This window comes from Xanthomonas sp. NCPPB 1128 (assembly GCF_001043115.1).
Classification (GTDB): domain Bacteria; phylum Pseudomonadota; class Gammaproteobacteria; order Xanthomonadales; family Xanthomonadaceae; genus Xanthomonas_A.
Map to the genome: position 1 here is coordinate 1 of NZ_LFME01000023.1, position 23,542 is coordinate 23,542.

The 23,542-nt window shown below is 69.1% G+C and carries 24 protein-coding genes; 13 read left to right on the plus strand and 11 right to left on the minus strand.

The genetic code is table 11. From position 1 onward, the window contains the following. Window positions 1-108: 108 nt before the first annotated feature. Together ACP93_RS14250 and ACP93_RS14255 are read right to left on the minus strand one after the other, a co-directional pair. Window positions 109-549: a carboxymuconolactone decarboxylase family protein gene (locus ACP93_RS14250; protein ID WP_048491340.1), complete on the minus strand. Its 441-nt coding sequence runs from the start codon at window positions 547-549 to the stop codon at window positions 109-111. Window positions 550-633: 84 nt separating this feature from the next. Further along, complete coding sequence (locus ACP93_RS14255) at window positions 634-1,515, minus strand: RNA polymerase sigma-70 factor (RefSeq protein WP_048491341.1); 882 nt, start codon at window positions 1,513-1,515, stop codon at window positions 634-636. A gap of 101 nt (window positions 1,516-1,616) precedes the next feature. Between ACP93_RS14255 and ACP93_RS14260 the strand changes: the two genes are divergently transcribed. Together ACP93_RS14260 and ACP93_RS14265 are read left to right on the plus strand one after the other, a co-directional pair. Further along, window positions 1,617-3,137: a fumarate hydratase gene (locus tag ACP93_RS14260; protein WP_048491342.1), complete on the plus strand. Its 1,521-nt coding sequence runs from the start codon at window positions 1,617-1,619 to the stop codon at window positions 3,135-3,137. 109 nt (window positions 3,138-3,246) lie between these two features. Then, the gene (locus ACP93_RS14265; protein ID WP_048491343.1) at window positions 3,247-3,882 is read left to right on the plus strand and encodes a glutathione S-transferase family protein; all 636 of its coding nucleotides are present in this window, start codon (window positions 3,247-3,249) and stop codon (window positions 3,880-3,882) included. Between the two features lie 177 nt (window positions 3,883-4,059). Here ACP93_RS14265 and ACP93_RS14270 read toward each other — a convergent pair whose 3' ends face one another. Together ACP93_RS14270 and ACP93_RS14275 are read right to left on the minus strand one after the other, a co-directional pair. Beyond that, window positions 4,060-5,211: a phospholipase A gene (locus ACP93_RS14270; protein ID WP_048491344.1), complete on the minus strand. Its 1,152-nt coding sequence runs from the start codon at window positions 5,209-5,211 to the stop codon at window positions 4,060-4,062. 143 nt (window positions 5,212-5,354) lie between these two features. Further along, window positions 5,355-5,840 carry a DUF456 domain-containing protein gene (locus tag ACP93_RS14275; RefSeq protein WP_048491345.1) on the minus strand — a complete coding sequence of 162 codons (486 nt, stop codon included), beginning with the start codon at window positions 5,838-5,840 and terminating at the stop codon, window positions 5,355-5,357. A gap of 236 nt (window positions 5,841-6,076) precedes the next feature. Here ACP93_RS14275 and ACP93_RS14280 point away from each other — a divergent pair, with 236 nt between their 5' ends. Then, window positions 6,077-6,292, plus strand: a complete 216-nt coding sequence (locus ACP93_RS14280) for a cold-shock protein (protein ID WP_048491346.1) — start codon at window positions 6,077-6,079, stop codon at window positions 6,290-6,292. 75 nt (window positions 6,293-6,367) lie between these two features. Here ACP93_RS14280 and ACP93_RS14285 read toward each other — a convergent pair whose 3' ends face one another. Together ACP93_RS14285 and ACP93_RS14290 are read right to left on the minus strand one after the other, a co-directional pair. After that, window positions 6,368-6,850 (minus strand): glycine zipper 2TM domain-containing protein, encoded by a 483-nt coding sequence (locus tag ACP93_RS14285; RefSeq protein ID WP_010344410.1) that lies wholly within the window; start codon window positions 6,848-6,850, stop codon window positions 6,368-6,370. 374 nt (window positions 6,851-7,224) lie between these two features. Next, window positions 7,225-7,647, minus strand: a complete 423-nt coding sequence (locus ACP93_RS14290; RefSeq protein WP_048491398.1) for a hypothetical protein — start codon at window positions 7,645-7,647, stop codon at window positions 7,225-7,227. 128 nt (window positions 7,648-7,775) lie between these two features. Between ACP93_RS14290 and ACP93_RS14295 the strand changes: the two genes are divergently transcribed. Beyond that, on the plus strand, window positions 7,776-8,588 hold the full coding sequence (locus ACP93_RS14295; RefSeq protein ID WP_048491347.1) for a tRNA threonylcarbamoyladenosine dehydratase: 813 nt from the start codon (window positions 7,776-7,778) through the stop codon (window positions 8,586-8,588). On the opposite strand, the gene ACP93_RS14300 is transcribed toward ACP93_RS14295, so the two are convergent. The 3 genes from ACP93_RS14300 to ACP93_RS14310 all read right to left on the minus strand — a co-directional run bounded on the left by ACP93_RS14300 (window position 8,585) and on the right by ACP93_RS14310 (window position 11,523). Beyond that, window positions 8,585-10,018, minus strand: a complete 1,434-nt coding sequence (locus ACP93_RS14300; protein ID WP_048491348.1) for a putative bifunctional diguanylate cyclase/phosphodiesterase — start codon at window positions 10,016-10,018, stop codon at window positions 8,585-8,587. The genes ACP93_RS14295 and ACP93_RS14300 overlap by 4 nt on opposite strands. Before the next feature lie 467 nt (window positions 10,019-10,485). Then, window positions 10,486-11,280, minus strand: a complete 795-nt coding sequence (locus tag ACP93_RS14305; RefSeq protein ID WP_048491349.1) for a TatD family hydrolase — start codon at window positions 11,278-11,280, stop codon at window positions 10,486-10,488. Window positions 11,281-11,286: 6 nt separating this feature from the next. Beyond that, the gene (locus ACP93_RS14310) at window positions 11,287-11,523 is read right to left on the minus strand and encodes a DUF6116 family protein (protein WP_048491350.1); all 237 of its coding nucleotides are present in this window, start codon (window positions 11,521-11,523) and stop codon (window positions 11,287-11,289) included. A gap of 173 nt (window positions 11,524-11,696) precedes the next feature. Here ACP93_RS14310 and ACP93_RS14315 point away from each other — a divergent pair, with 173 nt between their 5' ends. The 6 genes from ACP93_RS14315 (at window position 11,697) to ACP93_RS14340 (ending at window position 17,437) form a co-directional block, all read left to right on the plus strand. Continuing rightward, entirely contained in the window at window positions 11,697-12,512 is an 816-nt protein-coding gene (locus ACP93_RS14315) for a glycine zipper 2TM domain-containing protein (protein ID WP_048491351.1), read from the plus strand. A 101-nt stretch (window positions 12,513-12,613) separates the two neighbouring features. Then, window positions 12,614-13,789, plus strand: a complete 1,176-nt coding sequence (locus tag ACP93_RS14320; RefSeq protein ID WP_204243696.1) for an acyl-CoA dehydrogenase family protein — start codon at window positions 12,614-12,616, stop codon at window positions 13,787-13,789. A 47-nt stretch (window positions 13,790-13,836) separates the two neighbouring features. Next, window positions 13,837-14,376 (plus strand): GNAT family N-acetyltransferase, encoded by a 540-nt coding sequence (locus ACP93_RS14325; protein WP_048491400.1) that lies wholly within the window; start codon window positions 13,837-13,839, stop codon window positions 14,374-14,376. A 92-nt stretch (window positions 14,377-14,468) separates the two neighbouring features. Continuing rightward, window positions 14,469-15,146: a glutathione S-transferase family protein gene (locus tag ACP93_RS14330; RefSeq protein ID WP_048491352.1), complete on the plus strand. Its 678-nt coding sequence runs from the start codon at window positions 14,469-14,471 to the stop codon at window positions 15,144-15,146. Window positions 15,147-15,198: 52 nt separating this feature from the next. After that, entirely contained in the window at window positions 15,199-15,753 is a 555-nt protein-coding gene (locus ACP93_RS14335) for an NADPH-dependent FMN reductase (RefSeq protein ID WP_048491353.1), read from the plus strand. A gap of 265 nt (window positions 15,754-16,018) precedes the next feature. Next, window positions 16,019-17,437: a replicative DNA helicase gene (locus ACP93_RS14340; protein ID WP_048491354.1), complete on the plus strand. Its 1,419-nt coding sequence runs from the start codon at window positions 16,019-16,021 to the stop codon at window positions 17,435-17,437. An 85-nt stretch (window positions 17,438-17,522) separates the two neighbouring features. Here ACP93_RS14340 and ACP93_RS14345 read toward each other — a convergent pair whose 3' ends face one another. After that, window positions 17,523-18,035 carry a hypothetical protein gene (locus ACP93_RS14345; RefSeq protein WP_048491355.1) on the minus strand — a complete coding sequence of 171 codons (513 nt, stop codon included), beginning with the start codon at window positions 18,033-18,035 and terminating at the stop codon, window positions 17,523-17,525. 499 nt (window positions 18,036-18,534) lie between these two features. Here ACP93_RS14345 and ACP93_RS14350 point away from each other — a divergent pair, with 499 nt between their 5' ends. The 3 genes from ACP93_RS14350 (at window position 18,535) to ACP93_RS14360 (ending at window position 22,308) form a co-directional block, all read left to right on the plus strand. Next, on the plus strand, window positions 18,535-19,956 hold the full coding sequence (locus ACP93_RS14350; protein ID WP_048491356.1) for a cryptochrome/photolyase family protein: 1,422 nt from the start codon (window positions 18,535-18,537) through the stop codon (window positions 19,954-19,956). Between the two features lie 98 nt (window positions 19,957-20,054). After that, complete coding sequence (locus ACP93_RS14355; RefSeq protein ID WP_048491357.1) at window positions 20,055-21,509, plus strand: WS/DGAT/MGAT family O-acyltransferase; 1,455 nt, start codon at window positions 20,055-20,057, stop codon at window positions 21,507-21,509. A 91-nt stretch (window positions 21,510-21,600) separates the two neighbouring features. Then, window positions 21,601-22,308, plus strand: a complete 708-nt coding sequence (locus ACP93_RS14360) for a YiaD family glycine zipper/OmpA-like lipoprotein (RefSeq protein WP_184451546.1) — start codon at window positions 21,601-21,603, stop codon at window positions 22,306-22,308. 87 nt (window positions 22,309-22,395) lie between these two features. Here ACP93_RS14360 and ACP93_RS14365 read toward each other — a convergent pair whose 3' ends face one another. Further along, window positions 22,396-23,496 carry a LysR family transcriptional regulator gene (locus tag ACP93_RS14365; RefSeq protein ID WP_048491359.1) on the minus strand — a complete coding sequence of 367 codons (1,101 nt, stop codon included), beginning with the start codon at window positions 23,494-23,496 and terminating at the stop codon, window positions 22,396-22,398. Between the last annotated feature and the right edge of the window lie 46 nt (window positions 23,497-23,542).

Below are 23,542 nucleotides of genomic sequence, written 5' to 3' on the forward strand. Positions count from 1 at the left end.
GTCCAACTGCCAGCACTCGGGATTCGGAAGCGCTATGCATTCCGCCGGTTGCGCGATCCTGCCTCCGAATCCCGAATCCCCAATCCCCAATCCCGGCGCGCAGCGCCTTTACGGCAGCGCCGGCTGCAGCCCCACGCCCAGCCGGTTCCAGGCGTTGATCACGGCCACGGCCATGGTCAGCGCGCTGATCCCGGCCGGATCGAACTGCGCCTCCAGTGCGTCGTAGACGGCCTGCGGCGGCGCGCCGGCGAGCAGCGTGGTCAGCGCTTCGGCCCAGTCCAGCGCGGCGCGCTCGCGGGCGTCGAAAAAGCGGCTGTCGCGCCAGGCGGCGAGGGTGTCGAGCTTGCGCGGCTCGATGCCGGCCTTGCGCAGGGCGGTGGCGTGCATGTCGATGCAGTAGGCGCAGCCGTTGAGTTGGGAGACGCGCAGGAACACCAGTTCGGTGAGGACGCTGCCCAGCGCGCCGTCGTGCACGTGCTGGCTGGCGGTCAGCAGCGCGCGGAACGCCTCGGGTTCGTGGCGGGTGTAGTCGATACGATGGAAGTGCATGGCGGTTCGTGCATGGCGGCCACCATGGCCGCCTTCCCCTCCAGGACGCGGTGGCGCGTCGCGGTGTGACAGCGCCGGCGCAGGTCAGGCGCGGCTGGCGGCAGGGCGCGACGCCAGCGCCGGCAGCTTGTCCGGATTCATCAGGGTCAGCACCTCGGCGATGCGCTCGCCGTCGATGACCAGCACGGTCGCCGACTGCAGCCGTGGCCCCAGAAACCGCAGGATCGCCGGTTCGCCGTTGACCGTGCCGATCCGCGCCTGCAGGCCCAGCCCGCGCCGTGCCACGGCCCAGTACAGCCGGCCGATGCGCTCGGCACCGTGCAGCGGGCGCAGGCTGGCGGTGACCTTGCCGCCGCCGTCGGACAGCAGTTGCGCATCGGCGTGCAGCAAGGCGGCGATGGCAGCGAGGTCGCCGCGCTGCGAGGCGTGCAGGAAGCGCTCCAGCAGCTGGCGGTGGCGCTCGGGCGTGACCGCGAAGCGCGCCTGGCGCTGGCCGAGCCGTTCGCGCGCCCGGTGCACCAGTTGCCGGCAGCCGGCTTCGCTGCGCTCCAGGCTGCGACCGATCTGCGCGTAGTCGTAGTCGAACGCCTCCTTCAGCAGGAACGCCGCGCGCTCGTGCGGGCCAAGCCGCTCCAGCAACGCCAGGAACGCCACCGACACCTGTTCGGCGCGGTCGTGGCGCTCGGCCGGGTCGGCGTCGTCGGCGATCTCCAGCGGTTCGGGCAGCCATGGGCCGACGTAGTGGACGCGGGCGCTGCGCGCTGCGCGCAGGCGGTCCAGGCCGAGCCGGGTGGTGGCGGTCACCAGCCAGGCTTCGGGGTCGCGGATCGCGTCGCGGTCGCTGGCCTGCCAGCGCAGCCAGGCTTCCTGCACGGTGTCCTCGGCGTCGGCACGGCTGGCGAGCAGGCGGTAGGCCAGGCCGAACAGCCGGGCGCGGTGGGATTCGAAGGTCGGATCGTGGGTCATGACGACCAGGACGGAACAGGGCGTGCCGGCGTGACAGCGGGCGGGGCCGCCACTTTGCCCTAAAATGGGCGGGTTTCCCCCCGCCAGCCGCAGAGCCAGCCGTGACCTCGATCAAGCAGGAAGACCTCATCCAGTCCGTCGCCGACGCGCTGCAGTACATCAGCTACTACCACCCAGTCGACTACATCAAGAATCTCTCCGCGGCCTACGAGCGCGAGCAGTCGCCGGCGGCCAAGGACGCCATCGCGCAGATCCTGATCAATTCGCGCATGTGCGCCGAGGGCCATCGGCCGATCTGCCAGGACACCGGCATCGTCACCGTGTTCCTCGAGATCGGCATGAACGTGCGCTGGGACGACGCCACCATGGGCGTGGAGGACATGGTCAACGAGGGCGTGCGCCGCGCCTACAACCATCCGGACAACAAGCTGCGCGCCTCGGTGCTGGCCGATCCGGCCGGCAAGCGCCAGAACACCAAGGACAACACCCCGGCGGTGGTCAACGTGAAGGTCGTCCCCGGCGACACGGTGGACGTCATCGTCGCGGCCAAGGGCGGCGGCTCGGAGGCCAAGAGCAAGTTCGCCATGCTCAATCCCTCCGACTCCATCGTCGACTGGGTGCTCAAGACCGTGCCGACCATGGGCGCCGGCTGGTGCCCGCCGGGCATGCTCGGCATCGGCATCGGCGGCACCGCCGAGAAGGCGATGCTGTTGGCCAAGGAAGCGCTGATGGAGCCGATCGACATCGTCGACCTGCAGGCCCGCGGCGCGTCCAATCGTGCCGAGGAACTGCGCCTGGAGCTGTACGAGAAGGTCAACGCGCTGGGCATCCGCGCGCAGGGCCTGGGCGGCCTGACCACGGTGCTGGACATCAAGGTCAAGGACTACCCGACCCACGCCGCCAACCTGCCGGTGGCGCTGATCCCCAACTGCGCGGCCACCCGCCATGCGCACTTCACCCTGGACGGCAGCGGCGCGGTGATGCTAGATCCGCCCTCGCTGGAGGACTGGCCCAAGCTCACCTACAACCCGACCAATGCGCGCCGGGTGAACCTGGACACCATCACCCGCGAGGAAGTGGCCAGCTTCAAGCCGGGCGAGACGATCCTGCTCAACGGCAAGCTGCTGACCGGCCGCGACGCCGCGCACAAGCGCATGATCGACATGCTCAACCGCGGCGAGACGCTGCCGGTGGACTTCACCAACCGCTTCATCTACTACGTCGGCCCGGTCGATCCGGTGCGCGACGAAGTGGTCGGCCCGGCCGGTCCCACCACCGCCACGCGCATGGACAAGTTCACCCGGCAGATGCTGGAGCAGACCGGCCTGTTGGGCATGGTCGGCAAGTCCGAGCGCGGCGATGCGGCGATCGCCGCGATCCGCGACAACAAGGCGGTATACCTGATGGCGGTCGGCGGTTCGGCCTACCTGGTGTCGAAGGCGATCAAGGCCAGCAAGGTGCTGGCGTTCGAAGACCTGGGCATGGAGGCGATCTACGAGTTCGAGGTCAAGGACATGCCGGTGACCGTGGCGGTCGACGCCAGCGGCGAGTCGGTGCACAAGACCGGCCCGCGCGAGTGGCAGGCGCGCATCGGCAAGATCCCGGTGGTGGTCGAGGCCTGACCGGCCGCAGCGCGAACGCCGGCGAGGGCGCCGGCGTTCCGCGTCGCGCTGGCGGTGCGCCGGCGTCGCGGCAATAATCGATGCTGGTTCCGCCTCCGGGGAAAGCGTCGTGTCCATCGTGCTTTACGGCTCGCCCAGCACCGCCTCGTTCGTCGTGCACTGGTTGTTGATCGAACTGCAGGTCGATTTCGAACTGCGTATGCTCGATTTCGAGCGCCAGGAGCAGAAAAGCCCCGAGTACCTGGCGCTCAACCCGCAGGGGCGGGTGCCGACCCTGGTGCTGGACGGGCAGGTGCTGACCGAATCGGTCGCCATCGCCATGCACCTGGCCGATCTCTATCCGCACGCCGGCCTGGCGCCGCCGCCCGGCACCCCCGAGCGCGCGGCCTATTACCGCTGGATGCTGTTCGGCGCCTACACCCTGATGCCGGCCTACCGCGACTGGTTCTATCCCGACGAACCGGCCGGCGCCGACAACGCCGAGCGCGTGCGCGCCAGTGCCCGCGCGTTCCTGGAAAAGGCCTGGGACGAGGTGGCGACGCACCTGGAGCAGGGCGGCCCGTACCTGCTGGGCGAGCACTGCAGCGCCGCCGACTTCGTGCTGGTCATGCTGATGCGCTGGTCGCGCAACATGCCGCGGCCCACCGACAGCTGGCCGGCGCTGAAGGCGCTGGCCGAGCGGATGAAGGCGCGCCCGGCGTTCCACGAGGCTTATCGGCGGGAAGGCATCACCGACTGGGTGTGAGCCGGGCCAGTCGCGCCGCCACGGAGCGCGCGCTGCCGGCGCTCGGCCGGTTAAGGTACCGGCTGCGTCCCGAGGCAACGAAAAAGGGCTTGCGGAAGATCCGCAAGCCCTTGGTTTTTCCTGCGGCCGAACCCGGACGCGATGCGATGCCGAGGGGCGCTCAGGCCAGATGCCGGCTCAGAACCATTCCAGCAGCGAGATGCCGACGCCGACGTAGGTGGCGCGGTGGTTGTAGTCGATCATGCTCTCGCCGTAGCCGTCGAACACCTGCACATGGCCGCGCAGCAGGTTGCTGATCGGGAAGCCCCAGTCCAACTGCACCGCGCCGTGCGAACGGTCGCCGCCGCGCAGCGAATGCCGCGCCATCAGCGCCACTTCGTGTCCGTTGCGGTTGTAGATCAGGGTCGCGTCGCCGCGGCCCATGTAGTCCTCGATGTCCGGGTTGTTGTCCTGCTTGCGGCTCTCCGGGATGCGGTACCAGGGGCGCAGCACCAGCGCCCAGTTGTCGCGGTCCAGGCCGATGTTGAGCATCGCCCGGTTCCAGCTGCGCGACAGCGGATCGCTGCGGCCGTTGGACTGGTGGGTCAGCTGGATGCCGGTCATCCGTCCCTTCCAGCCGAACAGGCTGTAGTTGTTGCGGAACACAAGCATCAGTTCCGGTTCGTAGTTGGTCTCGCGGAACGGCCGCGATTGCTCGGCGTTGTAGACCTGCCAGCGCGAGCTCTGGGTATAGGCGCCCCACAGATCGCCGTTGTCGCCGAAGATGTTCTCCACGATCTTGGTCTTGAAGCTCAGCTGGAACTTCGCCTCCACGCTGTCCAGCGGCTCGGCGGTGGTCACCGTGTTGACCGGGTTCGGCGAGGACGGCAGCTCGTTCTTCTTGCTGGTCCAGAATGCCGGCAGCAGGTACACCGGCTTGTAGGCGCGCAACTGGAAGGTGCCCAGCTTGGAGTCCTTGGCCAGTTCCCAGCGGCTGTCCAGCAGCGAGCCCTTGCCGGCATTGGCGATGGTGCTGTCGTAGCGGTCCTGCTTGAAGATCGCGGCGGCGCGCTGGCGGGTGCGCTCCGCGACGCCGGCGTCTTCCGGAACGCTGGCGTCCAGCTGTTGCTTCTGGCGCTCGCTGGCGGCCTGCGCTGCGGCATCGGCCGCCTGCGGATCGGCGGTGCGGCGCGACAGCGCCTGGTCGTAGCAGGCCAGGCGGGCGGCGTCGCTGGAGATGGCCACGCAGGCTTCCGGCGAGGCGGGGGTGGGCAGGACTTCCTGCGCGTGCGCAAGCGGCACGGCCGCGATCGACAGCAGTAACAGGGGGCGGACCTGGCGGTGGGACATGCGGTTCTCGCTGCAACGGGCGGCGCGGGCGGGTGGTGCGCTGCCGGGGGTGAATGGCCGGCAGCGAAAATACAGGAAGTGACGACAACAGGGTCATCACACGTTCATGCTGCCGCCGCGACGCCGTCTTCAGGCACGCTTCTTCAGAGCAGCCAGGCCACTGCGAACACGGCGAGCATCGCCAGCGCCAGGCCGAGCTTGGCGGCGGTGCCCAGCACGATCCCCAGCCATGTGCCGACGCCGACGCGGGTGGCCTGGCGCAGTTCGCGGCCGTGCCAGTATTCTCCGACCAGGGCGCCGACGAAGGGGCCGACGAACAACCCGATCGGCATGAAGAACATGCCGGCGATGCCGCCCAGCACCGATCCCCACAGCGCCTTGCGGCTGGCCCCGACCCGTTGCGCGCCGAACGCGGTGGCCAGCAGGTCGACCAGCAGCGACAGCGCGGTGAGCACGCCCAGCACGGTCAGCGTCGGCCAGCCCAGCCGCTGGAAGCCGTCGGCCCAGGCCGCCAGCAGCATCCCGGCGAACATCAGCGGGGTCCCCGGCAGGGCCGGCAACAGCACCCCTGCCAGCCCGACCAGCACCAGCACGCCGGCGCACACGTAATAGATGAACGCAGGGTCCATGTGGCTCACCGTGGGGGCGGTTTGGGGGTTGACAGATGGGGCATTTTTGCTGATTGCATTTTCATTTTGCCCGGGGTAAGTTGCAGCCGCTGCGTTTGCAAAGGTCACCGTGAATCGTGGCCTGATGCGGTAGATCCATCGATCCGCTACATCGTTATACCTCGCTTCCTCCTTGCAACCAGCCGCCGCACCCTACGGCGTACCCACCCCTGAGACGTGTTCCAAGGAGTAAGTCCATCATGAACGGCAATCGCGAAAACGGCACCGTGAAGTGGTTCAACGATGCCAAGGGTTTCGGTTTCATCAGCCGCGAAAACGGCGAGGACGTGTTCGTGCACTTCCGCGCCATCCAGACCCAGGGCTTCAAGAGCCTGAAGGAAGGCCAGAAGGTCAGCTTCACCGTGGTGCAGGGCCAGAAGGGCCTGCAGGCCGACGCGGTGCAGCCCATCTGAGGGATCGCCGCGCGGTCTGGCGCGCAGCAAAAAGGCCCGCACTGCGGGCCTTTTTGCGTTTTCGCAGGTGCCGGATCAGCGCGGCACGACGCGTCCGTTGACCACGCGCACGTAGGTGTTCTCGCGCACGCCGGCCAGGTCGCGCTGGTTGACCACGATCACCCGACCGTCGTCCATCTGTACGTGCACGTCGTAGGTGTCGCTGGTGACGTTCTTCTGGATCTCGTTGCCGGCAAGCGCGCCGGCCGCCGCACCGGCTACCGCCGATACGTTCTGGTTGCCCTTGCTGCCGCCAGTGTGGTCGGAAATCTCGTGGCCGGCGACCGCGCCGACGATGCCGCCCAGGATCGCACCGGTGGCCGACGGCGCAGTGCGGCCGGACGGCACGGTATCGATGCGGGTGACGATGCCGCAATCGGCACAGCGGGTCTGGGTATAACCGCCGCGCGCGGGCTGGCTGTAGCCGCCGCCGTAACCGCCGCCATAGCCGGGGGACGTGGCGCAGCCTGCCAGCGCCAGGGTCGCCACGGCAGCGGTGGCCATCAGTTGGATCTTCATGGGTGCTCTCCTCGACAGACGGTGATGGAGCGCGGCGGCAGCGCCGCGGTCGCACGCATCCTCTCCATCCCTGCGTGAATGCAACGCCAACCCTGGTGGGTGCCGTTCAGCCTTGTGGCGGGCGGGGTCAGCAGCAATTCAGCATGAAAGCGCTCGCACTTCATCGAAAGGCGCGCACGCGGGTCAGCAGGAAAGCCTCGCCGTCCCGTCACCGGAAAAAACGCTGGACGGTCCGCGCACAAGCCTGCGCCTGGGCCATCGAACGCCGCGCTGGCACATTGGCAGAAGCATGCCGACAGGTCCTCGATGCACGCGACTGCATTCAGAGAAACCAGCTCGTTGAATGAAGCGGCGGTGCCGATCCCGCCAGGCGCTCAGCGGAAATCGCGGTGGCAGGCGTCGCAGCGTTCGTCGATCTGCTGGCGTGCCTGCGCCAGTGCGGCGCAGTCGGCCGGCGGCTGCGCCAACGCCGCGTCCACGCCGGCGCGCAGCGCATCGGCGTGCTCGCGAAAGCGACTGTCGTCGGCCAGGTCGGGGAACGCCGTACCCAGTTCGTCGCCGAGCAGGCGCAGCGTGCGCAGCCGCGCCTGCGGACCTGCGCCGCTGCATTGCCGGTGCGCGGCGTCGCGTTCGAGCAACGCCAGTTGCTTGCCCATGACCTGCATCAGGCTGCGCGGGAACGGATCCTGCCGCGCCTGCACCGCGCGCAGTGCCATCACCGTCAGCACCAGCCCGAGCAGCAACCCGGCCAGCAACACGAACAGATAGCGGGACGCAGAGGCGGGCGGCTTGGCCATGGCGGGCATGCGCAGCGGGATGGAGCGCCGATGGTACGCCTGCGGCGACGCGTCGCGTGCGCCCATGCCACGGCGCAAATCCCCAATTCCCAATCCCGGCGCCACCGGCAATCCCCTAAAATGCGCGGATGAACGAACAATGGCGCGAGCGCTTCGCCGGCATCGACCGGCTCTACGGGCAAGGCACGATCGAACGGCTGGCGCAGTGCCGAGTGGCGGTGGTGGGCATGGGCGGGGTCGGCTCGTGGGTGGTGGAGGCGCTGGCGCGTTCGGCGGTCGGGCATCTGACCCTGATCGACGCCGACGACATCTGCGTGTCCAACACCAACCGGCAGCTGCCGGCGTTGGCCGGCCAGTACGGGCGCAACAAGGCGGTGGCGATGGCCGAGCGTTGCGTGGCGATCAATCCGCAGATCGAGGCGGTCGCGGTCGAAGCCTTCCTGACCCCGACCAACATCGCCGAGCTGCTCGATGCCGGCTTCGACCTGGTGATCGACGCGTGCGACAGCTTCCGGGTCAAGGTCGAGACCATCGCCTGGTGCCGGCGGCGCAAGCTGCCGCTGCTGACGGTAGGCTCGGCCGGCGGGCGCACCGATCCGACCCTGGTGCGGATCCGCGACGTGTCGCGCACCGAGCACGACGCGATGCTGGCGCTGATCCGCAAGAAGCTGCGCAGCGAATTCAACTTCCCCAAGAATCCGCAGCGTTATTTCGGCGTGCCGGCGGTGTACTCGCTGGAGAACGTGCGCTACCCCCAGGCCGACGGCAGCGTCTGCGGACTGCGGCCGGTGCTGGGGCCGGATGCGGCCTTGAACCTGGACTGCGGCGCCGGCCTGGGCGCGGCCACGCACATCACCGGTGCGTTCGCCTTCGCCGCGGTCGGCAAGGCGCTGGAGATGCTGTTGAAGCGCGCCGCGGCGCGCGAGGCCGCGGCCGCCTAGCGCGTGCCGGCCGGCGGCGCGCCGGGTATGCGTACCGCCATGCCGTTCGCCAGGTTGCGTTCGGTGCCTGCCTGCAGCGTGGCCAGCCGTTCCAGGTCCTGCGCCGGCTGCGGCCGGCCGAACAGGAAGCCCTGGAAATGCCGGCAGCCCATCGCCGAGAGCATCTCGCACTGCTGCATGTCCTCGATGCCTTCGGCGAGGGCGACCATGCCCATCACCTCGGAGATCTCCACGATCTTGGCCAGCAGGCGCCGCGAGGACTCGTCGGCCTTGGCGTCGTTGACGAACTGTCGGTCGATCTTGAGCTTGGTGACCGGCAGCGTCCTGAGCATCGCCAGCGAGGAGAAGCCGGTACCGAAGTCGTCCAGCGCCCAGCCGATGCCGAACGTCTTGAGTTCGTGCATCTTGGCGCGCACGCCGGCGGTGTCCACATACAGCGCCGACTCGGTCAGCTCGAACTCCAGCGATGCCGGCGCCACGCCCTCGCTGGTGATCACCTGCTTCACCGCGGCCACGAAGTTGGGATCGAGCAACTGCACCGGGCTGACGTTCACCGCCACCACCAGCGCACGCAGGTCCGGCTCCTGCGACCATCGCCGCAGCGTGCGGCAGACCTGGCGCAGCACTTCCAGCCCCACCTCGCGGATCAACTGGCTCTCTTCGGCGAGCGGGATGAACTTGTCCGGGGTCAGCAGCTTGCCGTTGGGGTGCCGCCAGCGCACCAGCGCCTCGGCCCCGAGCATGCTGCCGTGGGCGTTGACCTGCGGCTGGTACAGCACCTCGATCTCGCCGTTGTCGACCGCACGCGCCAGTTCCCGCTCCAGCGAAATGCGCGCGTTCACGTCGTTGCGGTAGATGTGCAGGATCGCCGCCAGCAAGCCGGCCGCGCACGCCATGTTGCAGATCGCGCCGAGCCGGCGCATGCCCAGTGGCGGCGAGGACGCCGGCGCCAGCCAGTCCAGTTCGCCCGAGCCGAACGCGACGAAGGCGCCGAGGCAGGCCAGCGGGAACACCAGCGCGCGGTAGCGGCGGCTGCGGTCGAACACGAACAGCGCGCCGGCCGCCAGCGGCAGGAAGAACGTGTGCACGGAGCGCGGCACCGTGCCGATCGGCGCGTCGATGATCGAGATCACCAGCACCACGACGAAGATGCCGTGCGCCACCAGCGACAGCGAGGCCTCGTCGCAGTGGCGGCGGCGAACGAGCGCGAGCAGGCCGACCGCGGTCAGCCCGACGAAGGCGAACGCCAGTTCCGGCCGGTCGTAGTACAGGTAGCACACGGTCCACAGGGTGCCGAGCGTGGTGCACGAGATCCCGGCCAGGGTCAGGGTGCTGCGCATCTTGCGGCTGCGATTGCTGTCGCGGAATTTCAGGGAGACCCAGCTTTCGCCGTTGGAGGCGTGTTTTTCCGAACTCGCGCCGCTCTTCATCGCCGCAGCGCCCGCATGCGCGCCGGCGCCGTTCGCGCCGGAGCGGCTGCGGAAGACGCGATCGCACGCGTGCGCCGCGCGCCGTGAAGAAGCGGGTAGGGGATGCGGCTTGCCGGTTGTTTCACGCCAGGATGATCCGATCTGCCAGAACGCGTGCCATCGAGCCGGCCGCCAAGCCTTTGCTGAGAGCGAACGGGTTCACTCCGGTGCCTGGCGGACAAAGCGCCGCTCGCCGTTTCAGCGCGGTGCACAGTAGCAGAAGCAAGCAGGCCGAAACGCGCTCGAAAGGCAGGCATCCACCTGCCCAGTTCACAGTTTCGTACGAAAGCCGTTTCGTCACGCGATGTGCGTGCCGATCGCGGTGCAGTCGCGCGCTGCGCGGTCGACGTGTGGCGTCTGTTCCTGTGTCAGCGCGTCAAAAAGCGACGCGTGGCGTCGGAATGTGCGGTTCGCAGGGTGGCGCCGTGTCAGACGGTGACGGGCGGGCCGGCGACCGCGTGGGGCAGGCCGAACAGACGCCGCGCGTTGGCTGTGGTCTGCGCGGCGATCGAGTCCGCAGAGACATCGCGCAGTTCGGCGATGGTGTCCAGCACCGTGCGCAGCCGTGCCGGTTCGTTGCGCTCGCCGCGGATCGCCGCATCGGGTTGATCCGGCGCATCGGTTTCCAGCAGCAATTGTTGCAGCGGCACGGTCGCGGCCAGCCGGCGCAGGCGCTGCGCCCGTGCGTAGGTGACCGGCCCGCCGAGGCCGATCAGGAAATCCAGCGATCGCAACTGCGCGGCCTGCTCGGCGCTGCCGGCGAAACTGTGCACCACGCCGCGCACGCGCCCGACCTTGCGGATCGCCAGGATCACCGCATCCACTGCGCGCCTGGCGTGCACGATCAGCGGCAGGTCGCAGTCGCGCGCCAGCTGCAGTTGCCCGACGAAGTAGCGCTGCTGCTCGGCTTCGTCCAACCCGTCGACGAAGAAGTCCAATCCGCACTCGCCGATCGCGCACGGCCGCTCGCGTTCGATCCACTCGCCGAGCAATGGCAGGTGCTCAGGGCGATGCTGATCCAGAAACAGCGGATGCAGGCCGTAGGCCGGATACAGGCCGGGCGCAGCCGCGCAGACCGCGCGCAGCTTGGGCCAGGACGCCGCGGTCACCGCCGGCACCACCTGCGCCTGCACGCCCACCGCCTGCGCGCGCGCGATCACCGCGGTGCGGTCCGGGTCGAACTCCTCCGCGTCCAAGTGGCAATGGCTGTCGATCAACTGCATCGGCGCTCAGCGGCGCACGCGCTGGGCGGTGGAGGTCAGCGGTTCGGTGGCCGGCGCCGGCGTGCGGGTCTTCCAGTTGGCCAGCAGCAGGGTGCCCAGGCCGAACACGATCTCGTCGATAAAGGGCACCGGATCGGGCAGCAGCACGCTCAGCACGAACAGGCCGGCAGTGATCTTGAACAGCGTCGGGTAGCGCAATTTGCCCGCCCAGCGCAGCAGCGGATAGACGATCGGATTGGGCATGGCACGTTCTCCGGGGAGGCGGTGGAAACGCTAACAGCCTAGAGATGGCGACGTTCCGGCGGCGTTACCAGCCGCGCCGCCGGCGCATTGCTGAATAGGGAGCGGATTGGTTCAGCTTCGGCATGGTAATCACAGCACCGTAGACAACGCGGTCAGCCCGCAGGAGAGCACACATGAAAAGCACTACGACAACCGTTCTGGTCGCGGCTGGCGCCTTGCTGGTCGGCGGCGTCGCCACCGCGGCCTTCATGAACAATCGCGACAAACCGGTGGACGTCGCCAACAGCGACGTGCGCCCGGCCCTGGACAATACGCGCGGCGACAGCGCGATGGACAACAGCGTCGGCGGCAAGCTCGAGTACGCCGACGTAGTGCGGGTCGATCCGATCACCCAGAAGCAGCAGCGCTATGCCGAGGTGGTCGGTACCGAGCCGCTGCGCGAGACCTCGACCACCACCACCCCGCGCCAGGTGTGCAACGACGTGGTGGTGCAGGAGCGCCTGCCCGAGCGCGACGGCAACGTCGGCGGCACCGTGGTCGGTGCGCTGGTCGGCGGCCTGCTCGGCAACCAGGTCGGCCACGGCAACGGCCGCAAGGCCGCGACCGCGGCCGGCGCAGTGGCCGGCGGCTTCATCGGCAACCGCATCGACCAGAACCACGTCGGCGGCCGCGTGGTCGATCGCACCGAGCGCCAGTGCCATACCGAGAACAGCACGGCGCAGTCCTCGACCATCACCGGCTACAACGTGACCTACCGCAACGACGACGGCACCACCGGCACCATGCGCATGGACAGCAAGCCGGGCAGCCGCATCGCCATGGGCACGCAGGACGTGGTCAAGGGCTACGACGTGACCTACCGCTACGACGGCCAAGAAAAGACCGTGCGCATGGACGACCGCCCGAACAGCGACCGCCTGCCGGTGCTGGACGGTCGCCTGGTCACCCAGACCGCGTCGGCCGGCGACGTCGCCGTCAGTCAGCGCTGAGTCGCAGTTTCGTTGCACACCCCGGAGGCCGGCGCTTGCGCCGGCCTTCGTCTTTCTGCGGGCGATGGTGCGGGCGGGGCCGATACAATGCGGCTTTCGCCGTGGACACCGCCATGCCCCTGCCTTGCGACGATCTGTTCAACGTGGCTGCGCTGCTCAGCGAGGAGGAGCGCGCGATCCAGCAGGCGGTGGCGCGCTTCGTCGATGCGAAGGTGCTGCCGGTGATCGGCGATGCCTTCGACCAGGGGCGGTTCCTGCGCGAGCTGGTGCCGGACCTGGCGGCACTGGGGTTGCTCGGCGCCAGCCTGCCCACAGTCGATGGCGGTGGCGGCCTCAACGCGGTCTGCTACGGCCTGATCTGCCAGGAACTGGAGCGCGGCGACAGCGGCCTGCGCAGCTTCGTCAGCGTGCAATCCTCGCTGTGCATGTACCCGATCCACGCCTACGGCAGCGATGCGCAACGCCAGCGCTGGCTGCCGGCGATGGCCGCCGGCACCGCGATCGGCTGCTTCGGCCTGACCGAGTCGCAGGGCGGCTCGGACCCGGCGGCGATGCAGACCCGCGCGGTGCGCGACGGCGACGGTTGGCGCCTGAGCGGCAGCAAGATGTGGATCACCAACGGCAGCATCGCCGACGTGGCGATCATATGGGCGCAGACCGAGGACGGCATCCAGGGCTTCCTGGTCGCGGCCGGCACCCCGGGCTTCGGCACCCAGGACATCGCGCACAAGATGAGCCTGCGCGCTTCGGTGACCTCGGCGCTGTTCTTCGACGACGTGCGCCTGCCCGATAGCCAGCGCCTGCCCGGCGTGCGCGGGCTGAAGGGGCCGCTGGGCTGCCTGACCCAGGCCCGCTACGGCATCAGCTGGGGTGCGATCGGCGCGGCCATCGCCTGCCTGCGCGAGGCGCTGGCCTACGCCGGCGAGCGCATGCTGTTCGGGCGGCCGCTGGCGGCGACCCAGAGCGCGCAGATCAAGCTCGCCGACATGGCGCGGCGCATCGCCACCGCGCAGTTGCTGGCGCTGCAACTGGGCCGGCTCAAGGATGCCGGCACGCTGCAGCCGGCGCAGGTGTCGCTGGCCAAGTGGAACAACGTGCGCATGGCCCTGGACATCGCCCGCGAGTGCCGCGACCTGCTCGGCGGGGCCGGCATCACCACCGACTACGGCGCGATTCGGCATGCGCTGAACCTGGAATCGGTGATCACCTACGAGGGCACCGAGACCGTGCACCAACTGGTGGTCGGCCGCGAACTGACCGGCATCAACGCGTTTTGAATCCATTGCCCGCGCGGTTGCGGGCCCGTTTTGCAGGAGAACCGATGATGAGCGTGTTCGATGTGCGCGTTGAGACCGAGCGCCTGCTGTTGCGTCCGCCTACCGCCGAGGATTTCGCGGCGTTCTGCGCGTTTTCTGCCGATGCCGAGACCATGCACCACCTCGGCGGCGTGCAGGCACCGTCGGTCGTCTGGCGCGGCCTGGCGACGATGGTCGGCAGTTGGCAGTTGCAGGGCTTTGCGATGTTCTCGGTGATCGAGAAGCGCAGTGGGCAGTGGATCGGCCGGGTCGGCCCCTGGCAGCCGCACGGCTGGCCCGGCACCGAAGTCGGCTGGGGCATCGCGCGCGCGTTCTGGGGCCAGGGCTATGCGCCGGAGGCGGCCACGGCATCGATCGACTGGGCGTTCGCGCAGTTGGGCTGGAGCGAGGTGATCCATGTGATCTCACCGGACAACGCCAACTCCAAGGCGGTGGCGGGCAAGCTCGGGTCGCGCTACCAGCGCCAGGACCGCCTGCCGGAGCCGCTGCAGGCGCTCGAGGTGGAAGTGTGGGGCCAGTCGCGCGCGCAGTGGCAGGCGCGGCGCTGAACCACGTCCGCCGCGGAGATCCTTGTACGTCGCCGGCTCTTGCGAATCCCCAATCCCGACTCCCCAATCCCGACCCTTAGCAGGAGCGGCACATGGCATCCGAACGTTTCCCCCTGACCGTGTACGGCATGGCGCTGTCCGGCAATTGCTACAAGGTGCGGCTGTTGCTGGACCAGCTCGGCTGCAGCTACCGCTGGGTGGAGGTCGACAGCGCCAACGGCCAGACCCGTACCCCGGCGTTCCTGGCCAAGAATCCCAACGGCAAGGTGCCGCTGCTGGAACGCGAGGACGGGCGCGTGCTGGCCGAGTCCAACGCCATCCTGTGCTGGCTGGCCGAAGGCACCGGCTATCTGCCCGCCGATCCCTGGCAGCGGGCGCAGGCGCTGAGCTGGCTGTTCTTCGAGCAGTACAGCCACGAACCCTACGTGGCGGTGGCGCGCTTCGTCTGCGGCTGGACGCCGGCCGATTCGCCGCGTCGTGCCGAGCTGGCGCGCCTGCGCGAGGGCGCGATGCGGGCGCTGGCGGTGATGGAGCAGCACCTGCAGGCGCAGGCTTGGTTCACCGGCCCGGCCTACGGCATTGCCGACATCGCGCTGTTCGCCTACACGCATTGCGCCGGCGACGCCGGCATCGTGCTGACGCAGTACCCGGCGCTATGTGACTGGCTGCAGCGGGTGCGCGCGACGCCGGGTTTCGTGGCGCTGCCGCCGCTGCCGGAGGACATACAGGCACGCCTGGCGCTGGCCGGGACGGCAGCCGCGTTCACCTGACTGCCGCGCGGCGGCGGCTAGCCTGAAGATCCATTCGGTCAGGAGCAACGCCATGAGCCAGTACCGCATCGCCGTGTTCGTCGGCAGCCTGCGCAAGGAGTCGTTCAACCGGCGCCTGGCGCACGCACTGGAGCGCCTCGCCGGCGACCGCGCCAGTTTCGAGTACGTCGAGATCGGCGATCTGCCGCTGTACAACCAGGACCACGACCACGACTATCCGGCGCAGGGCCGGCGCCTGAAGACGCAGGTCAGTGGCGCCGACGCGGTGCTGTTCGTCACCCCGGAATACAACCGCTCCATCCCCGGCGTGCTCAAGAACGCCATTGACCTGGGTTCGCGGCCGTACGGCGAGAGTGCCTTCGCCGGCAAGCCGGCGGCGGTGTGCGGGACCTCGCCCGGGGCGATCGGCACCGCCATGGCGCAGCAGCATCTGCGCAACGTGCTGGCCTATCTGGACATGCCGGTGCTGGGCCAGCCGGAGATCTTTTTGCAATTCAAGGAGGGACTGATCGCCGAGGACGGTGCGGTCGACGACGAGCGCACGCGCAAGTTCCTGACCGGCTTCGTCGACAAGTTCATCGCCTGGATCGACGAACTGCAGGCCTGAGTGCCGCCGCGGCGGGTGCCGTCGGTGGCGCGCGGATGGGACAGGAAGGCTTTGTGCACCGGGGCATCGGCGAGGTTCTCAACCGCTTGTCCCCAGACTTGTCCCCAGCCCCTGGTGGGCCGCGGCAACGCATGCGCCGCCGTGCCGGCAGGTGCCTCGCCCCCGGACATGCCCTAGCCCCGGCCGGGCGCGGCGACTAAAATCGGCGCCCGGGCCGCGGTGAGGCCGCGCCCGGCGCCCGCGCCCCACAGAGAAGACCCAGCCTATGTCCGCCCGTCCCGGCTACCGCGGCGATCGCAAGAGCGAGCGCAGCGAACGCAGCGAGCCGCGTCTCGACCAGTTGCGCGTGCCGCCGCACTCGACCGAGGCCGAGCAGGCCGTGCTCGGCGGCCTGATGCTGGCGCCCGATGCCTACGACCGGGTCAACGACCAGCTCACCGACAACGATTTCTACCGGCGCGATCACCAGCTGATCTATCGCGCGATCCGCGAGCTGGCCGAGAAGGGGCGCCCGTTCGATGCGGTGACCCTGGGCGAGTGGTTCGAATCGCAGGGCAAGCTGGAGATGGTCGGCGACGGCGCCTACCTGATCGAACTGGCCAGCACCACGCCCTCGGCCGCCAACATCGTGGCCTACGCCGAAATCGTCCGCGACAAGGCGGTGTTGCGGCAGCTGATCGAGGTCGGCACCACCATCGTCAATGACGGCTTCCAGCCGGAAGGGCGCGAAAGTTCGGAGCTGCTGGCGTCGGCGGAAAAGGCCGTGTTCCAGATCGCCGAGGCCGGCGCGCGCGGGCGCAGCGACTTCGTGGCGATGCCCGGCGCGTTGAAGGACGCGTTCGAGGAGCTGCGCAACCGCTTCGAGAACGGCGGCAACATCACCGGCCTGCCCACCGGCTACAACGATTTCGACGCGATGACCGCCGGCCTGCAGCCGACCGACCTGATCATCCTCGCCGCGCGTCCGGCGATGGGCAAGACCACCTTCGCGCTGAACATCGCCGAGTACGCGGCGATCAAGTCGAAGAAGGCGGTGGCGGTGTTCTCGATGGAAATGTCGGCCTCGCAGCTGGCGATGCGCCTGATCTCCTCCAATGGCCGCATCAACGCGCAGCGCTTGCGTACCGGCCAGCTCGAGGACGAAGACTGGGCGCGGGTCACCGGCGCGATCAAGATGCTCAAGGAGACCAAGATCTTCATCGACGACACGCCGGGCGTGTCGCCGGAAGTGCTGCGCTCGAAGGCGCGCCGGCTCAAGCGCGAGCACGACCTCGGCCTGATCGTAATCGACTACCTGCAGCTGATGTCGGTGCCCGGCAACAGCGAGAACCGCGCCACCGAGATCTCGGAGATCTCGCGCTCGCTCAAGGGCCTGGCCAAGGAGCTGGGGGTGCCGGTGATCGCGCTGTCGCAGCTCAACCGCTCGCTGGAAACCCGCACCGACAAGCGCCCGGTGATGGCCGACCTGCGCGAGTCGGGCGCGATCGAGCAGGACGCGGACATGATCGTGTTCATCTACCGCGACGACTACTACAACAAGGAAAATTCGCCGGACAAGGGCCTTGCCGAAATCATCATCGGCAAACACCGCGGCGGCCCGACCGGGTCGTGCAAGCTCAAGTTCTTCGGCGAATACACCCGCTTCGACAACCTGGCGCACGATTCGGTGGGGGCGTTCGAGTAAACCGCCGCCCGCATCTGCGGGCAGCGGCTGCGACGCGCGGCGCCCGGACCGTGCCGGACGCCGGCGGCGCGAGGCGACGCGACGATCAGTAGGGAATCTCGATCTCGGCGTTGCTGGTGGCGTCGTAGGTGTTGGCGCCGTACTCGGCGTGGTGGGTGCAGACCACGGTGATCTTGCGGTAGATCCCATAGACGAAGTTGGACGTGAAATGCACGTCCACCAGCGCACCGTTGCCTTCCTCGTCGTAGTCGGTGGTGTAGCCATTGCCGTACGGATCGTAGGCGTTGCAGCGCACGTTGATGTAGCGGGCGTCGACGCGATCGTTGTTGGCGTTGGCGAAGCGCGAGTAGGCGCGGATCTTCAGGCGCTTGCCGCCGGCGGGGCGGTTGTCGGACTCGTAGCCCTGGTTCTGGATCACGCCTTGCAGCGTGTAGACCGGCGTACTGCCGCCGCCACCACCGCCGCCACACGATGCTTCGGCGTCGCCTTGCAAGACTTCGTTCTGCTGCAGTCCGGGTTCGGGCTCGCACGCCATCGCCAGCGGGGCGGCGAGGCTCAGTGCGAGGGTGAGGGCGGCTGTTGCGATGCGCTTGTCCATGGGTCTTGCTCTCCTGAGGGTCTTGCGGATGTCGGCGATGGGCGTGGCCGTGCTGCGCCGTCGGTTGCCCGCAGCGCGTCGCGGCCCTGGCGATGCAGGTCCGGGCGCGGACGGTTGGGGCGCACGCAACCGCGCTCGCCGGCCGTGGTGGCCGTGAGGTCGCAGAGGCGATGGCGGATGTCCCCCGTGCGCGCGAAACGGCCGTGGCCATCTCGTGTGCGGTGCAGCGAAAGCGCGGATGGCGTCCTCCCCCGGAACGTCATCCACCAGCAGCGGTCGCGGCGCCGCTTCGACATGACGGCGCCCGCCTCGGCGTTATAGCAGGGCAGGCGAGGCGCACGCGCGCGGCGCGCGGCGATGTCTACGAAATCCGGTCAGTGCGGTACGCGCCGCGCCAACTTCGGCAGCGTCGAAGCGACGGCGCTTCGCGCCGGCTCATGCTCACCTGGCCGCTGCACGCGATCCGTATCATGGCGCGTCCTTTGCTGCGTCCCCCCGCATGAGCTACGCCATCGTCTGGTTCCGGCGCGACCTGCGCCTGCACGATCAACCCGCCCTGCAGGCCGCCTTGGACGCCGGGCATACGCCAGTACCGGTGTACCTGCACAGCCCGGAAGACGAGGGCGCCTGGGCCGCGGGCGCGGCCTCGCGCAGCTGGCTGCAGCGCTCGCTGGCGGCATTGGACGCGCAACTACGCGAGTGCGGTTCGCGCCTGATCCTGCGCCAGGGGCCGGCCGAGACCGCGTTGCGTCAGGTGATCGCCGAGTGCGGCGCGGAGGCGGTGTACTGGAATCGCCGCTACGAGCCGGCCACGCAACCGCGCGATGCGCGGCTCAAGCGCGAACTGCGCGAACAGGGCCTGGAGGTGCACAGCCACAACAGCGCGCTGCTGTTCGAACCCTGGCAACTGGCGACGCAGCAGGGGAGCCCCTACAAGGTGTTCACCCCATTCTGGCGCAGCGCCCTGAGCCATTGGCAGGTGCCCGCGCTGCAGGCCGCGCCGAAGACGTTGCCGCCGCCGCCCACGGATCTGGACAGCCTGCCGCTGGAACGACTCGGCCTGGCGCCCGCGCTGGACTGGGACCGCGGCTTCTGGGAGGTCTGGCAGCCGGGCGAGGCCGGCGCACACGAGGCGCTGGACGTGTTCGTCGACGGCGCGCTGCGCGACTACCTCGATGGCCGCGACCGCCCGGATCAGGTCGGTACCTCGCGACTGTCGCCACACCTGCATTTCGGCGAGATCGCACCATGGCGCATCGTCGCGACCCTGGAACAGCAGCGCCGTGCCGCCACCGCCGCGGCGATCGACGGCTACATCCGCCAGCTCGGCTGGCGCGACTTCGCCCATCACCTGCTGCACCACTTTCCGGAGACGCCCGAGCGCAACCTCAATCCGCGTTTCGAGCGCTTTCGCTGGGCCAGGCCCGATGCGGCCAAACTGCATGCATGGCAGCGCGGACGCACCGGCGTGCCGATCGTCGATGCCGGCCTGCGCGAGTTGTGGCACACCGGCTGGATGCACAACCGCGTGCGCATGATCGTCGCCAGCTACCTGTGCAAGCACCTGCGCGTGCATTGGTCCGAGGGCGCGCGCTGGTTCTGGGACACCCTGGTCGATGCCGACCTGGCCAACAACACGCTGGGCTGGCAGTGGGTGGCCGGCACCGGCGCCGATGCCGCACCGTATTTCCGCGTGTTCAATCCGGTGACCCAGGCGCAGAAGTTCGATCCGAAAGGCGAGTACATCGCGCGCTGGGTGCCGGAACTGGCGGCGCTGCCGGTGGCCGATCGCTTCGCTCCCTGGCAGGCGCCGCAGCGGCTGGCGCACGCTGCGCCGCAATATCCACGGCAGCCGATCGTGGACCTGGCCGCGGGTCGCGATGCGGCGCTGGCCGCGTACCGCGAAACCGCCGCCGGCTGAGCGCCGCGCCGCCCTGGCGGTGTGCGCGTGCAGTGCGGGCGCGCGATTGACGCCCTTCGCCGGCGCATGATTCACTCCGGGCTCGGACAGGAGCCCGCATGGCCACCAGCTCAGCTCGCCGCAAGCCGCAGCGCGAACCGATGTCGCGCGTGGACACCGCCTGGTTGCGGATGGACCGGCCGACCAATCCGATGATGATCACCGGCGTGCTGATGTTCGACGAGCCGCTGACCTTGCCTGCGCTCAAGCAACTGGTGCGCAAGCGCTTCCTGGCCTTCCCGCGCTTCCTGCAGAAGCCGGTGGAGACCGCCACCGGCGCCTACTGGCAGCGCGACGACGATTTCGATCTGGACTGGCACGTGCGCCTGTCGGCCTTGCCAGGGCGCGGGCAGAAGAAGGCGCTGGAGCGCTTCGCCGGGCAGATGGCGTCCACGCCCTTGGACAAGACCAAGCCGCTGTGGCAGTTCCACCTGATCGAACGCTACGAAGGCGGCTCGGCGCTGGTGGCGCGCATCCACCACAGCTATGCCGACGGCATCGCCCTGGTGCAGGTGCTGCTGTCGCTGACCGATACCCAGCGCGTCCCCGAGCCGTCGGCGCAGCTCGGCCGCGCCTGGCTCAAGGACGACGGCAAGGAGGTGGTGCGCCGGGTTGGCGCGGTGGACCGCTACCTCAAGCTCGGCGGGCGCATGCTCGACAAGGGCCGGGCGATGGCGCAGGACCCGAACCTGCCGCAGATGCTGGCGCGCGAAGGCGGGCTGATCGGCCGCGAACTGGTCAATGCCTTGCTGCTGGCCGACGATCCGCCGACGCTGCTGCGCGGCCGCCTGGGCGTCAGCAAGCGCGTGGCTTGGGCCGAGCCGCTGGACCTGGACGAGGTCAAGGCGGTGGGCCGCGCCTGCGACTGCACGGTCAACGACGTGCTGATGGCGACCATGGCCGGCGCCTTGCGTGACTACATGCTCGAGCGCGGCGAACGCCTGGACGGGGTGACCCTTCGCGCCACCGTGCCGGTGAACCTGCGCCCGCTGGAGCACGCGCGCAAGCTCGGCAATCACTTCGGCCTGGTGTTCCTGGACCTGCCGGTGGGCGAGGCCAACCCGGTGCGGCGCCTGCAGTGCGTGGCCGAGTCGATGCAGCAGCTCAAGCAGTCGCGCCAGGCGATGGTGGTGTTCGGCCTGCTGGCGGCGGTGGGCATGGCGCCGGCGGCGCTGCAGTCCGCGGCGCTGGACCTATTCAGTCGCAAGGCCACCACCGTGGCGACCAACGTGCCGGGCCCGCAGCAGCCGCTGTACCTGGCCGGCAGCCGCGTGCGCGAGATGATGTTCTGGGTGCCGCAGACCGGTTCGATCGGTGTCGGCGTGTCGATCATGAGCTACAACCACCGCGTGCATTTCGGCCTGATCGGCGATGCGCGGCTGATTCCCGATCCGGACGCGGTGATGCGGCGGGTCGGCGCCGAATTCGAGAAACTGCTGTACCTGGCGCTGATGGGTGATTGGGAGCAGCCGCTGCGCGCGGCCGACGCCGAAGACCTGCTGCCGTCTTCCTGAACCGGGCGCATCGCGCGCCGGGCTGCGTTCATCCGCGCCTCGCGTGGCCCTGTTTATGCTGCGGCCACGTCAAACCAGGTTCGGAGAGAACATGATGAAAACGACCACCCTTCGCGGCGTGTCCGTGGCCCTGGCCAGCGCGCTGGTGCTGTCCGCCTGCGCCACCGGCGGTTCCTACGTGCAGCGCGACCAGTACGGCAATCCCACCGAGCAGCAGAACCGCACCGGCCGTGGCGCGCTGATCGGCACCGCGGTCGGCGTCGCCGCCGGCCTGCTCAGCGGCAGCAGCGCCACCGAGCGCCGCCAGCACGCGATGATCGGCGCCGGCATCGGCGCGCTCAGCGGCGCGGCGATCGGCAACTACCAGGATCGGCAGGAGCGCGCGCTGCGCGAGCGTACCGCCAACACCGGCATCGACGTGCGCCGCGACGGCGACAACATCACCCTGAACCTGCCCGACGGCATCACCTTCGATTTCAACCAGTCCACGCTCAAGCCGCAGTTCTATTCGGCGCTCAACGGCGTGGCCCAGACCCTGGGCGAATACAACCAGACCATGATCGAAGTGGTCGGCCACACCGACAGCATCGGTAGCGATGCGGTCAACCAGCGTCTGTCCGAACAGCGCGCCTCCTCGGTGGCCGCGTACCTGACCGCGCAGGGCGTGCAGCCCGAGCGCATCCAGACCCTGGGCGCCGGCAAGAAGTATCCGATCGCCGACAACAGCACCGAGGCTGGCCGCGCGCAGAACCGCCGCGTGGAGATCCGCGTGGTGCCGCTGCGCTCCTCCGCGGGCTGACCGATCCGGCGCCAGCCACGACGAACGGGCCGCACTGCGGCCCGTTCGCGTTTGCGTGCTGCTGCGAAACGCGGCGTGTCGCGCGGCTCAGACCAGCGCCGCGTCCTCTTCGTCCTCGGCTTCCGTTTCCAGCGCTGCGTCTGCCGGCACCGGTGGTGGGGCGGCGACGCGCGGCAGGCTGGCCAGCGACTGCGTGTTCATCGCCACGCCGCTGCACAGGGTGAACTCGGCGCCGTCCTCGGCCTGCTGCGTGGCCAGCTTGGCCGGGCACTGCGCCATCATGTAGCTGACGTCGAAGTTGAGCTTGTCGACCAGGAAGTCAACGAAGGCGCGCACCTTCGGCGAGAGCATGCGCCCGCCCGGGAACACCGCGTTGAAGTCCAGGTCCGGCCCGACCCAGCCGCCGAGCACGCGCCGTGCCTTGCCGGCCTCGATCAACGGCTTGATCGTCGCATCGCTGGCCAGCACCAGGCCTTCGCCGCAGACCAGCCCGCCGATCAGCGCCGCCGAATCGTTGGCGAGCAGGATCGGCTGGACCAGGAATTCGCCGCTCTGCTTGCCGTTGCGCAGCGGCCAGCACAACCGGTTGCCGCCGCCGCGGCCGGTGCTCAGCGCCAGCGTGCGGTGGTGCTGCAGATCGTCCGGATGCAGCGGCTCGCCATGGCGCTCGATGTAGTAAGGGCTGGCGAAGACCTGGGTGCGGAAGGTGGCGAGCTTGCGCGCGACCATAGTCGAATCCGGCAGCGTGCCCATGTGCAGGGCCACGTCCACGCCTTCGGCGATCGGGTCGACCTTGTCGCTGGTCATGATCATCTCCAGCCGCACTTCCGGGTGCTGGCGATGGAACTCGCCCAGGATCGGCGCCACCCAGGAGATGCCGGCCGAGTAGGGCACGCTGAAGCGCAGCCAGCCGCGCGGGCCGGCCTGCAGCTGGCCCACCGCGCTCTCGGCTTCCTCCAGTTCGCGGGCGATGCGCTGGCAATGCTCGTGGTAGACCGCGCCGGCCTCGGTCAGCCCGAGCCGGCGCGTGGTCCGGTGCAGCAGGCGCGCGCCGAGCCGCGCCTCCAGATCCTGCACCTTGCGGCTGACGGTGGTCTTGGGCAGGCCGAGGGCATTGGCCGCGGCGATGAAGCTGCCTTGCTCGACCACCTTGACGAAGATCAGGGTGTCGTTCAGATCGTGGCTCATGGCGGTTCCTTGAGGTGGAGACGATTGGACCGGTAGCGGGACGATT

Coding starts and splice junctions, on each gene's coding strand:
- ACP93_RS14360 (WP_184451546.1), top strand. CDS start 21,601: ATGATGAAAACGACCACCCTTCGCGGCGTGTCCGTGGCCCTGGCCAGC.
- ACP93_RS14350 (WP_048491356.1), top strand. CDS start 18,535: ATGAGCTACGCCATCGTCTGGTTCCGGCGCGACCTGCGCCTGCACGAT.
- ACP93_RS14275 (WP_048491345.1), bottom strand. CDS start 5,840: ATGGACCCTGCGTTCATCTATTACGTGTGCGCCGGCGTGCTGGTGCTG.
- ACP93_RS14270 (WP_048491344.1), bottom strand. CDS start 5,211: ATGTCCCACCGCCAGGTCCGCCCCCTGTTACTGCTGTCGATCGCGGCC.
- ACP93_RS14250 (WP_048491340.1), bottom strand. CDS start 549: ATGCACTTCCATCGTATCGACTACACCCGCCACGAACCCGAGGCGTTC.
- ACP93_RS14345 (WP_048491355.1), bottom strand. CDS start 18,035: ATGGACAAGCGCATCGCAACAGCCGCCCTCACCCTCGCACTGAGCCTC.
- ACP93_RS14300 (WP_048491348.1), bottom strand. CDS start 10,018: ATGAAGAGCGGCGCGAGTTCGGAAAAACACGCCTCCAACGGCGAAAGC.
- ACP93_RS14290 (WP_048491398.1), bottom strand. CDS start 7,647: ATGGCCAAGCCGCCCGCCTCTGCGTCCCGCTATCTGTTCGTGTTGCTG.
- ACP93_RS14255 (WP_048491341.1), bottom strand. CDS start 1,515: ATGACCCACGATCCGACCTTCGAATCCCACCGCGCCCGGCTGTTCGGC.
- ACP93_RS14355 (WP_048491357.1), top strand. CDS start 20,055: ATGGCCACCAGCTCAGCTCGCCGCAAGCCGCAGCGCGAACCGATGTCG.
- ACP93_RS14365 (WP_048491359.1), bottom strand. CDS start 23,496: ATGAGCCACGATCTGAACGACACCCTGATCTTCGTCAAGGTGGTCGAG.
- ACP93_RS14315 (WP_048491351.1), top strand. CDS start 11,697: ATGAAAAGCACTACGACAACCGTTCTGGTCGCGGCTGGCGCCTTGCTG.
- ACP93_RS14325 (WP_048491400.1), top strand. CDS start 13,837: ATGAGCGTGTTCGATGTGCGCGTTGAGACCGAGCGCCTGCTGTTGCGT.
- ACP93_RS14305 (WP_048491349.1), bottom strand. CDS start 11,280: ATGCAGTTGATCGACAGCCATTGCCACTTGGACGCGGAGGAGTTCGAC.
- ACP93_RS14295 (WP_048491347.1), top strand. CDS start 7,776: ATGAACGAACAATGGCGCGAGCGCTTCGCCGGCATCGACCGGCTCTAC.
- ACP93_RS14340 (WP_048491354.1), top strand. CDS start 16,019: ATGTCCGCCCGTCCCGGCTACCGCGGCGATCGCAAGAGCGAGCGCAGC.
- ACP93_RS14310 (WP_048491350.1), bottom strand. CDS start 11,523: ATGCCCAATCCGATCGTCTATCCGCTGCTGCGCTGGGCGGGCAAATTG.
- ACP93_RS14285 (WP_010344410.1), bottom strand. CDS start 6,850: ATGAAGATCCAACTGATGGCCACCGCTGCCGTGGCGACCCTGGCGCTG.
- ACP93_RS14335 (WP_048491353.1), top strand. CDS start 15,199: ATGAGCCAGTACCGCATCGCCGTGTTCGTCGGCAGCCTGCGCAAGGAG.
- ACP93_RS14330 (WP_048491352.1), top strand. CDS start 14,469: ATGGCATCCGAACGTTTCCCCCTGACCGTGTACGGCATGGCGCTGTCC.